Genomic DNA, 11,220 nt, shown 5'->3' on the forward strand with positions numbered 1-11,220 from the left:
TCTTAATAAAATTAAATAAGGAATAAATATCATACTATCTTATCTTTGATTCAATCTTATCTTCGATACTATTTTGTATTAATACTATTTTATTTTTAATATATTTGAATCATTTCTTAACTTTTCTATTATTTTATCCTTCATATATCTAAGCTTATGATATTCAATATTTATTCTTTTAGAATACTCTTTTAATGTTATGCCTTGTACATAAATAGTATTAAGTAAAGCTTTCTCTTCTTTATTAAGCTTCTCTATAGATTTAAATAAAATACCACTCATTTCCTTCTTAATACACTCTTCTGAAACATCTATATCTTTATCTACGACTTCTTCTATATCTATTGAATTGGTTATTTCCTTATTCAATTTATTTTCGTAGTACTTGTTGCTTGCTTTTTCTATTTCTTTGTACATCTTATTTTTTATGCATTTTTTAACGTAAGCAGGAAAAGAATCACTTAGATCAGTATTAAATTTTTCTACGGATTCAATAATTGTAAGTCTTGATATTTGCTTAATATCCTCTTCACTATACCCGTAAATATAATAGCTAATTGAAGTTTTGTAAACTAGCGGTTCAAACTTTTTTAATATTTCTTCCATTGAATTTTTATCCCCTTGTTTAGCCTTAACTATTAATTGATTCATAAATTCATCTCCTCTAATAATTTATAATTAAATTGTAACAAACATGTGTTCGTTAGTCTATAATAATTTATCGCAATTTTTGACAGTGAAATCTTATTTCAATTAAATTTTCATTTTTTTGTATTATAGATTATACTAGATATAAAGAGTTATTTTTGACTTAATATATTTTCTTTGGAGGTAATCACATATGAAGCAAAATATTAAATTAATTTGCATAGACATGGATGGAACTTTACTAAACAGCAACCATGAAGTTAGCGAAAGAAATAAAGAAGCTTTAAGAAAAGCGAATAGCTTAGGAGTTAATATAGCTATTACTACTGGAAGACTTTTTGGTTCAGCAAGATACTTTGCTGATTTAATTGGAATTGATTCACCAGTCATAGGCTCTAATGGAGCATATATAAAACATAAGTATGATGATATAGCTATTTTAGAAAACCCTATTCCTAAGGATATAGCTATTGAAATTTATAAGATCGTTAAAAAGCATGGATTATCTATTAACTTTAATAGTTGGGACACACTTATTAGAGAAGATAAAGTTCCTGAAACTCATGCTTATACTATAATGAATAAGGATTTACCAGATGATAGAAAAGTTAAATTCATAGTTAATAGTGATGTTATTGAAACATTAAATAACTTTGATGGAAAAATCCTTAAAGGTATTGTTATTGAAGAATCTGAAAATAAAGATAACCTATGGGCAGCTAAAAATGAGCTTAAAGAAACATTTGGTGATAAGCTTCATGTTGTTAGCTCTGGAACAGATAACTTTGAAGTTATGTTTGGAACTACATCTAAAGGAAATGCAGTTGCACACTTAGCTGACATTCTTAATGTAAATCAAGAAGAAGTTATGTGTATAGGTGATTCTGAAAATGATATTTCAATGCTTAAATTTGCTGGAGTTAGTGTTGCTATGGGAAATGGTCTTCAAATGGTAAAAGATATTGCTGATTTCGTTACCGACACTAATAATAATGATGGTGTTGCTAAAGCAATTGAGATGTTTGTTTTAAAATAAATTCCAAAATTTATTTTCTTGCTATAAATAAAAAACTATAGAGCAGATTTTTGATTTAATCTGCTCTATAGGGTAGATTTCACATAATATATATCACTTTTATTAAAATCATTCATATATAAGCTTAATTTAAAATTAATCCTCACTTATCATCTTAGTTTTTATTCTTTTGAATTTTTTGGCCTCTTCTAAAGTTTCTGCAGGAGCCCCAACCATTATTTGATTATCCTCAACTGGCTTTGTTACTACTGCTCCCATTCCAATTGTAACATTTTCTCCAATTTTTATTCCATTAATAATTGAAGTATTTGGTGCTAACCATGCATTTTTGCCTATAATACAACTTCCACTTACTTCTGCACAAGCTGTAACTATTGAGTTTTCTCCTATCACAACATTATGAGCTATATGAACATGATCATCAATTTTAGCATAATCTTCTATGATTGTAGGATTTATTGTTCCTGAACAAACAGTTGTAATAGCACCTATTTCAACATTATTCCCTATTATTACTCCTCCTATATGAGGAATTCTAAAGTTTTTCCCTTCATAATCCTTTTCAAAACCAAATCCATATCCACCAATTACACAGTTTTCTCTAATAATGCAATTTTTACCTATCTTAACATTAGCTTTTATTTTTGCTCCTGATAAAATTCTTGTTCCTTTTTCTATAGTAACATTTGGACCAATAAATGATCCTGGTTCAATTTTTACAGAACTATCAATATGTGCAGAAGAAGCTATAAATGAACCATTAATAGTTTCAAATTTAAAGTTTTCCTCTTCTTTAGATAATATAAAATCCACAACCCTTGCGTACTCAAATCTTGGATTTTTAACAAAAACGTACACATTTTCATTATAAGATATACAATCCTTATATTCATCTCTTAATAATATAAACATATTTTTCATATTATTAATTCTCTCTACAAACTCATCCTTATACTTATTTACAAATAAGATAGTATTTTCTTTTATATCATTAAGTGTTGAAATTCCTTGTATTTCAAAATCAGCTTTTAACAATAAATCTTCATATTTAAATTCTTGGATTATTTTATTAATTGTAACCTTCACAATCATTCTCCTTTAATATAAGATTTTTCTTATCATAAATTGTTATATTAGTTGATAAATCATTACTCATCTTCTCTAACTTAAATTGCAAAAAGTCTTTTAACCTTTCTTGGTTAATCAGTGATTTTTCCTTCCACCAAATTGCATGAGTTAAAAATTGAAGTTTTTCAGGTGAATCATTATTTAACATATCACAAATGCATATGTTTTGCCACATTCCCCTGCTATCTGATATATATGCAAACTCCTTAAAGAACTTTTTTGAGTAGGTATTTATATACCTTCCACATTTTAAATCACTATTTAAAATATACTCAGAAGGCCTATGAAATGATACAGTCCTTATATCTAAACCAAAGTATGCTTTTATCAAATTACTTTCTTTATCTATATATGAAATTAATTCTTCTTTTGAATCACACATATAAGAAGTTTCATCATAATGCAGACCTATTTCGTGCCCTAATTCAACTATTTTCATTATAATATTCTTATATCTATTCTCAAATATATTATAAAATGGTGAGCTAATCCAAATAAAGTAAACAGATTTCATATCAAGTTCAGCTTCAATTTTTGCCATTTCTAAAGCAGCATCTAAATCTAAATCAATATCATGCCTTATTATAATTTGCCTTCCTTCCACTTCCTCATCAAAAAAAGTACTTTTATATCCCTTTTCTTTTGCTAAATATAATATTTCTCTATAGTGATTAAATGAAAAATCACACCTCATAAATCCATCTCCTAATTTATACTAACTTATCCTAATTATAATTATAATAGATTTATCTTATAATATAGGTATACTATATATTTTATATCTAAACTTTAAAATAGGGAATAGCAACTATCCCCTATTTTTATTATTCCTCACTCTTACCAACTCCAGATAATACTAATCCTTTATTATGGTCTAATGCCCAGTTAATACCCCAGTCATTTTGGAATATAAGTATGTTTCTATCTTTAAAGTCTTTAACTTTCTTAGCATCTGAAGTTAAATTTAGTTTTTCCATATCTATATCTTTGTTTTCTATCCATCTAACATATCTAAATGGAAGTCTCTCCATCTTGATATCAACGTTGTATTCATTTTTTAATCTGTATTCTAGAACTTCAAATTGAAGTACACCAACAACTCCAACTATTATTTCTTCCATTCCTATAAAAAGCTCTCTAAATACTTGTATTGCTCCTTCTTGAGCTATTTGAGTAACACCTTTTACGAACTGTTTTCTCTTCATTGTGTCTACTGGTCTTACTCTTGCAAAATGTTCTGGAGCAAATGTTGGAATACCTTCAAATTTAAATTTCTTTGATGGTGCACATAATGTATCTCCTATTGAGAATATACCTGGGTCAAATACCCCAATTATATCTCCTGCATATGCTTCTTCAACTATTTCTCTATCTTGAGCCATAAATTGTTGTGGTTGAGCAAGCTTAATCTTCTTTCCACCTTGAATATGATAAACATCTTCACCTTTTTCAAATTTACCTGAACAAATTCTCATAAATGCAATTCTATCTCTATGAGCTTTATTCATATTTGCTTGTATCTTAAATACAAAAGCAGAGAAGTTATTATCAAATGGATCTATTTCTCCTATGCTTGAGTTTCTTGGAAGTGGTGATGTTGTCATTTCTAAGAAATGTGCTAGGAATGGCTCAACCCCAAAGTTTGTTAAAGCTGATCCAAAGAATACAGGTGTTAATTCTCCAGATTTAACTTTTTCTAAATCAAGCTCATCCCCAGCTATATCTAAAAGCTCTATATCTTCCATTAACTTATCGTGTAGAGCTTCTCCTAATATTTCTCTAAATTTAGGATCCTCTACTGAACCTTCAATAGCATCTACTGCACTTTGACCGTGATTTCCTGCCGAGAATGCTATGATTCTATTATTATCTCTTTCATAAACTCCCTTAAAGTCTTTACCTGAACCTATTGGCCAGTTCATTGGGTATGTCTTTATTCCAAGTTCATTTTCTATTTCTTCTAATAATTCAAATGGATCTTTAGATTCTCTATCCATCTTATTAACAAATGTAAATATAGGCATTTCTCTAAGAGATGCAACATGGAATAGCTTTCTTGTTTGATCCTCTATCCCCTTTGCTCCATCTACTACCATAACAGCGCTATCTGCTGCCATAAGAGTTCTATATGTATCTTCTGAGAAGTCTTGGTGCCCTGGTGTATCTAATATGTTTATACAGTGATCATTATAGTTAAATTGCATTACTGAGGAAGTAACTGAAATCCCTCTTTGCTTTTCTATTTCCATCCAATCTGATACTGCATGAGTAGAAGCTTTTCTTGCTTTAACTGAACCCGCAAGCCTTATTGCTCCTCCATATAACAAGAACTTTTCTGTTAAAGTTGTTTTACCTGCATCTGGGTGAGATATAATAGCAAAGGTTCTTCTTTTCTCTATTTCATTTATATAATCTGCCAAAGTAGCTTCCTCCTTAAAATTAAGTTTTATCTCTATTTCTCTAGTTATTCATTATACCCTAAAGTTTAATAATTTAAAATGAAAATTTATTGCAAATTACAAATCAATTTATAATGAAGGAATTGCTGTTGTTGTTTTGCTTAGCAAAACTAGAAAATAAAAGTACCAAGCATTCTCTACTCAAAATTCCTTATGTATTTTCTCTTTAATTTTTTCATCCTTCACTTTCTCTAAGCACTCTCTCAGTATTCATTACTCACTACCTAAAAATTCATTACTGACTATCTTACTCTTCACTACTCCCCCATAACAGTGTGTTTTAAAAACGTGTTGGTATTATGATAAAATTCTATACCAACATTTTTTAAAACAGACATGGATGTATTTTATTAATTATAGTAAAACCACATAACAACATTCTTCTAAAACAGATCTATATACTTTCTAAATTATAACTAGTATTATCTAAATACTATAAACCCAGAATTGAATACATTGTTCTAAAAATAAACTTGACTTAACTTTTATAAATCCATCCTTTGGATTATTATAAATTATATTCCCATCATTTCTATAATTATTGTTATCCTTATTACTATCTAAAACTTTAAAATAGTTTGTTCCATTTATAGTTTCTATTCCATATAAAACTAAATAATGTCCTTCAGTTGTAAAATCTCCAGGTCTCATCAATGCAACTGCAATATGTTTCCCATCACTTAATAACCTTTTTACCTTTGTTATTTCATTTCCATTAAATTTTTCTAAATTTAATTTATATCTTTCATCCTTTGCTACTTCATCAAAAAACTCAATAGATGTGTCATTATTACAATAATCCCTTTCGATAGAATATTTAGCCATATCAATTGGAGTTACTTCTAATTCATTCATAGTAGCTTGAATCATTGCCATAGCTGTTACTCCACATCCTGTCTTGCTCAAAGGATTATCCACTGTTTTATAAGGAAAGCTTGCCCACTTTTCATCTTCTTGATTAAAATATTTTATCTCTTTTTCATATTTTCCATTTATTAAAATATTATAATCTAAATTTTTACTTCTAATATCATCATAATTTTCTTGAAGTTGATTATTCATATGTTTTGCTCTTTTATTAAGCTCATTGTAGTTTTTATAATAATACTCTTCTAATTCTTTTACTTTTGTTTCATATTTTTCATCACCAGTTTTTGAATATAGATTCATTAAGTAATCATGCTGCTTTATATAGGCTTCTGGATAAAACCTTTCTCTTTCTAAAACTTCTTGTCCATAATCTAATGCTTTTTCATCTTCATCTAAAAGTTCATGTATATATGAAAGATTCCAAGTTACCATTGGATCATAGATGTTTATTTCTTTGCTAATTTCTAATAAAGAGATTCCTTCTTTTAAATACTTATCGTCATTACTTTTATCATACAGATTCTTTTTTACTTGTGCTCCATTAAAGTAACCTCTATAATCCCATTTAAATGAAATGTTATTTGAAAAACTAAAAAGATTATCTGCTAAATTATCGTTAATATTAATTAAATATCTTCCTAATACTATTGTTGCTTCAAAAATAATAAGATAGATAGAAATCGTAGCTAAAATAATATATATAACTTTTTTAATTTTAAGGTTATTTCTTATTTCTACTTTTATTTCCTTATCGCTTGTATATTTATTATTTTTCTTTTTTGATTTTTTCTCCTCTTCACTTATTTCTCCCAAAGTAACCAACATCATAAGAATTATAGGAAAAGTACTAAAAGATAAATCGAAATCTAATAATGAATGTAATAATATGGATATATATGCTAATATTATGTAACTTTTATCCTTATTTTTACTTTTAGCTATAATTATTAATCCATAAGCTATTACTCCTATAAATGCTATGCAATTAATTACTCCAGCATCATAGGCTACTTGTAATATGGAATTATGTATATATTTGACATCATAAAAAGCTGTTGCATCCTCAAAAAGCTTATATTGGAACATATTTATTCCATTGCCAAAAGGATGTTCTATTATACTATTTATTGAATCTTCAAAATATAGAATTCTTTCCTGTAGTGTTCCATTACTAAATGAAATATCTTTTAGCCTATTAATTAAATTACTGTTAGTAAATAGTAAAGCTAATAGTATAAACACTCCAAAAAAGTAATAAATCTTATCTTTAAATTTTATATTTTTTATTAATATATAAAAAATTAATATTATAGGTAATACCACAATACCTACTATCTTTAATTTGTCTAAAATAACATAAAGTATCATTCCTAATATAATTGGCTCTAGTGATATTATTAATTTTATTTTATTATCTTTTATATCCACATATAACTTATAGAAAATATATAAAACTGATATTATGAGTGTTGTTCTAGAACCTGTAAATAACAATGATAAAAATAAAATTGTTTCTATTGCATATGTAAACTTATCTTTAGTTCTAATTCCATTTAAATAAAGTCCTATTAAATGTAACATTGCATAACTATTTGCATATCCAATATTTCCAAAAACTCTAATTCCTTGATATAATCCATGATAAGTAATGTAAAATATACATACAGCTACTATTGCTAAAAGTGTGCAATTTAATATTTTCTCCTTATTCTCACCTTTTAATATATAACCATATATTAAATAGTAAATAGCCATATTTAAATATAAAAAGCTTCCTGAAATACTTTCAATATATGGTGAAATAATTATTTGAGATATAACTATAGAAATCCACATTGCTATTAAAATGTAAAAATACTTATTCTCCTTAAGTTTATTCTTTTTTATGAGAATAAAAATACTTCCTATTAAAAATAAAATTAAAGATCCTAAGTTTTCTTTTAAAACTGATGAAGGTATTATAAATGGCAGTATTCCTATTATTATTTCAAACATAAATTATCTCCTTATAAAAAATCCATGCAATAGATTTTTCTAAATGCATGGATTTAAATTATTCTTAAATTTAATTAAGCATGTCTTCTTTTTCTAAAGAACATAGCTCCACCAATTGCCATAATTCCTAACGCTACTACAAAAATAGTAGTGCTTGATACCCTAGCCCCTGTTTCTGGAAGATTTCCTTTTCCAGTTTCAGAATTGTTACTTGAAGTATCATTTGATTCAGTAGATGTATCTACTGATGGAGATCCTGCTCCATTATTTCCTTCTACTTTTTCAGCAATAACATACTTAGAAAAGTGTGATGTTTTAAATGTTACTTTATTTCCTTCAACTGATGTTTCCATAGCTTCAAAAGTCTTATCTGCATCGTTATAATAATAAACTACAAGTTTATCTTTATTTAAACCCTCAAGATCCTTATCTGACAATAAAATTTCTACTTCTGCTAATCCATCTTTAAAGTTATGAACGTTAACTTGTCCATCTTCTCTATTTATAATTAAATTAAAGTCAAATACTTTATTAACAGCATTCTTATCTTTTAAAATGTCAGAGTTCTCTAATATATCTAATTTAATAGTTACATCACTAGCGCCTTGTAAAAGTTCTGAATCTATTAATGATAATGGTAAATTCATTTTCATGCTATTATTTACAGATATATTTAAAGATCCTTTTCCTGATTTTAAAGCTTCTATATCTTTTAGCACAACTTCAACATTTTTAGCTTCAGATTCAGTTTTTATAGCTATTTCATTTTTCTCATTTGAATTAATCTTTGATACTTCTGCAATAACTTTATCATCAGATGGCTTGATTACTACATTCTCATTGTTTTCGTTATCTCCTGGTTTTTCTGGAGTTGTTGGTTCTCCTGGTATGGTCGGAGTAACATTATTTTTATTTTGTACTATTGTGAATCTATTATATTGTTTCAATAGAATATTGTCATTATCATAAACAATTATCTTTAAATCATTATTTATAATTCTTTCACTATCTAACTTTATTATACTAATTTCATTATTACCTTTTATTTTACTTAGATAAGCTTCATTTCCTTTATTCTCTACGTACCAATATGATTTGTCAAATTTATTTATAGACTCGCTATAAGAATAAAGCTCTATTTCCCCTAAAAAGTCATATATTCCATTTGTTAATCTATATTTTGCTAACTTCATTCCTAAATTTATATATAAAATATCATTTTCTTTAAAGGATTCATTAGGGTAATATCCAATATTCCCCTCCATTATTCCTTCGCTAATTACTTTATTATCCTTTACTTCTGAAACTTTATATTTATATATATTACTTTCATAATCCCATTCTAATTCATCATAAATAAAAACAATATTATTAACACTATCATAACTAAACTCAACATGTGGCGATCTATCCATTGACTCTTGAGCTTTGTAGATAAAGTCATTTAATATTATACCTTCTTTTACCCTATGACCTTCACCTATTTTCCCATAACCAATCTCATATTCAATTATGTTACCACTATTAGGATATCTATATATATTAGCAAAAATTTGATTTTCACTATCTTTATACATAACATTATAATATCCATCATATGCTCTATACATGCTATCTATATCAAGATCTATATTATTTTCTTTAATAATTTTTTTAATTAAATCTTTCACTTCTGCATCTTCTGTAATTGCAACTGGTCTTAGATTACTGTCCTCTATATTTGATTCTTGCCACTCATCTGGTTTTGCATTTTCAAATGTATTACTATTTAAATTGTATTTTTCATAGAAAAGTATTTCTCCAACTTGTACAACATTTTTAGTATATTTTATTACCCAGTATTATCATTATACTTAGATATACTTGCAGTTTGATATCCATCAACTTCTTTTAATACAGTTTCCTTTCCTCCCTCAACTTTTGAAATTATAACTTTATTTTCTTTTTCACTATAATAAGCTATCAAACTTCTATTTCCATATTGTTGATTGGATCTTAAATAGTAATCACTTTTCACTAAAGTAGTGTATTCATTCTCCGCTGCATTAACAACTGTTTGTAAAAGACTTGTTGGCAGTATTGACATTGCCATAAAGTAAGTTAAAACACTAGCAATAAATAATTTAAACTTTTTCATACTTCCCCTCCATTAATGTATATTATTTTTGTATATTTTATTATAATATACATAATTTTCATATTCAAGTAAATTATTGATTTATTGTGCATTATTTTTATTTATTTTAATATTTTTTCATTTTAATTTATATATTTTATTAAAATTCACATTATATTTAGTTCACACTCACCAGACCTATACTTTGCCTCTGACTTCCTTCAAACTCCACCTCCTTGTGTACACTCTTATTATTGGATAGTTGTTCCCACTACCAAACCCACAGTGGACTTTCACCATCAAGTTCTTTCCCATTCTTGGCATATGTAAAAATCCATGCACTAGTTTTAACTTAATGCATGGATTTAAAATACTCTTAATTTAAATTAAGCTTGTTTCTTTTTTCTAACAAACATAGTCCCACCAATAGCAACTATTCCTATTGCTAAAACTACTATTATTGTACTAGATACTCTTGAACCTGTTTCAGGTAATTGTGGAACATCAGAAGGATTGCCAAGCTCCTTATTCATTAATTTTGTAATATTAATAAGGGAATCTAAAGCATTATCTACTTCTTTTTGTGTTGCATCTTTATCATTAATAACTTTATCTGCTATTTTTAATGCATCCTGATATTTTTTCCAGTTTTCCTTTGAGTGGTTTGCTTCTTTATAGTACTCTAGGATTTCTTTGTAGAATTTTTCTAACTTAGATTTATCCACTTTTGAAGCTTCTGGTGTTTCTGGTGTTTCTGGAACCTCTGGCTTTTCTGGCACTTCAGGCACCTCTGGCTTTTCTGTTTCTACTTCTACTAGATTACCTTTAGCCGCCTTTAATGCTGATAGAGCATTATCTATTTCTATTTGTGTTGATGCTTTATCATATGCATCTTTTGCTGCTTTCAATGCATTTATAAATGCATCTTTTTCTGCTCCATCTTTATATTTATCTAAGTCAATCTTTTC

Annotated in this window: 9 protein-coding genes; 1 reads left to right on the forward strand and 8 read right to left on the reverse strand. The window is 27.1% G+C overall.

The genetic code is table 11. The features are described from left to right. Window positions 1–84 precede the first annotated feature (84 nt). A complete protein-coding gene (locus J7M87_RS16670) occupies window positions 85–651 on the reverse strand; it encodes a sigma-70 family RNA polymerase sigma factor (protein ID WP_291652720.1) in 567 nt (188 codons plus the stop codon). A gap of 190 nt (window positions 652–841) precedes the next feature. Here J7M87_RS16670 and J7M87_RS16675 point away from each other — a divergent pair, with 190 nt between their 5' ends. Continuing rightward, entirely contained in the window at window positions 842–1,684 is an 843-nt protein-coding gene (locus J7M87_RS16675) for a Cof-type HAD-IIB family hydrolase (protein ID WP_291652723.1), read from the forward strand. 135 nt (window positions 1,685–1,819) lie between these two features. Here J7M87_RS16675 and J7M87_RS16680 read toward each other — a convergent pair whose 3' ends face one another. The 7 genes from J7M87_RS16680 to J7M87_RS16710 form a co-directional block, all read right to left on the reverse strand. Next, window positions 1,820–2,770 carry a UDP-3-O-(3-hydroxymyristoyl)glucosamine N-acyltransferase gene (locus tag J7M87_RS16680; protein WP_291652725.1) on the reverse strand — a complete coding sequence of 317 codons (951 nt, stop codon included), beginning with the start codon at window positions 2,768–2,770 and terminating at the stop codon, window positions 1,820–1,822. Continuing rightward, the gene (locus J7M87_RS16685; protein ID WP_291652727.1) at window positions 2,754–3,506 is read right to left on the reverse strand and encodes a hypothetical protein; all 753 of its coding nucleotides are present in this window, start codon (window positions 3,504–3,506) and stop codon (window positions 2,754–2,756) included. The genes J7M87_RS16680 and J7M87_RS16685 overlap by 17 nt, the downstream gene beginning before the upstream one ends. 130 nt (window positions 3,507–3,636) lie before the next feature. Continuing rightward, complete coding sequence (locus J7M87_RS16690) at window positions 3,637–5,232, reverse strand: peptide chain release factor 3 (protein WP_291652729.1); 1,596 nt, start codon at window positions 5,230–5,232, stop codon at window positions 3,637–3,639. Between the two features lie 465 nt (window positions 5,233–5,697). Further along, the gene (locus J7M87_RS16695) at window positions 5,698–8,136 is read right to left on the reverse strand and encodes an O-antigen ligase family protein (protein ID WP_291652731.1); all 2,439 of its coding nucleotides are present in this window, start codon (window positions 8,134–8,136) and stop codon (window positions 5,698–5,700) included. 74 nt (window positions 8,137–8,210) lie between these two features. Then, complete coding sequence (locus J7M87_RS16700) at window positions 8,211–9,806, reverse strand: LPXTG cell wall anchor domain-containing protein (protein ID WP_291652733.1); 1,596 nt, start codon at window positions 9,804–9,806, stop codon at window positions 8,211–8,213. A 161-nt stretch (window positions 9,807–9,967) separates the two neighbouring features. After that, window positions 9,968–10,273, reverse strand: coding sequence for a hypothetical protein (locus J7M87_RS16705; RefSeq protein ID WP_291652735.1), 306 nt, complete (start codon window positions 10,271–10,273; stop codon window positions 9,968–9,970). 365 nt (window positions 10,274–10,638) lie between these two features. Continuing rightward, a partial coding sequence (locus J7M87_RS16710; protein ID WP_291652738.1) for an LPXTG cell wall anchor domain-containing protein occupies window positions 10,639–11,220 on the reverse strand: 582 nt, incomplete at its 5' end.

The sequence above is a fragment of the Clostridium sp. genome, assembly GCF_017888565.1.
GTDB lineage: Bacteria > Bacillota > Clostridia > Clostridiales > Clostridiaceae > Clostridium.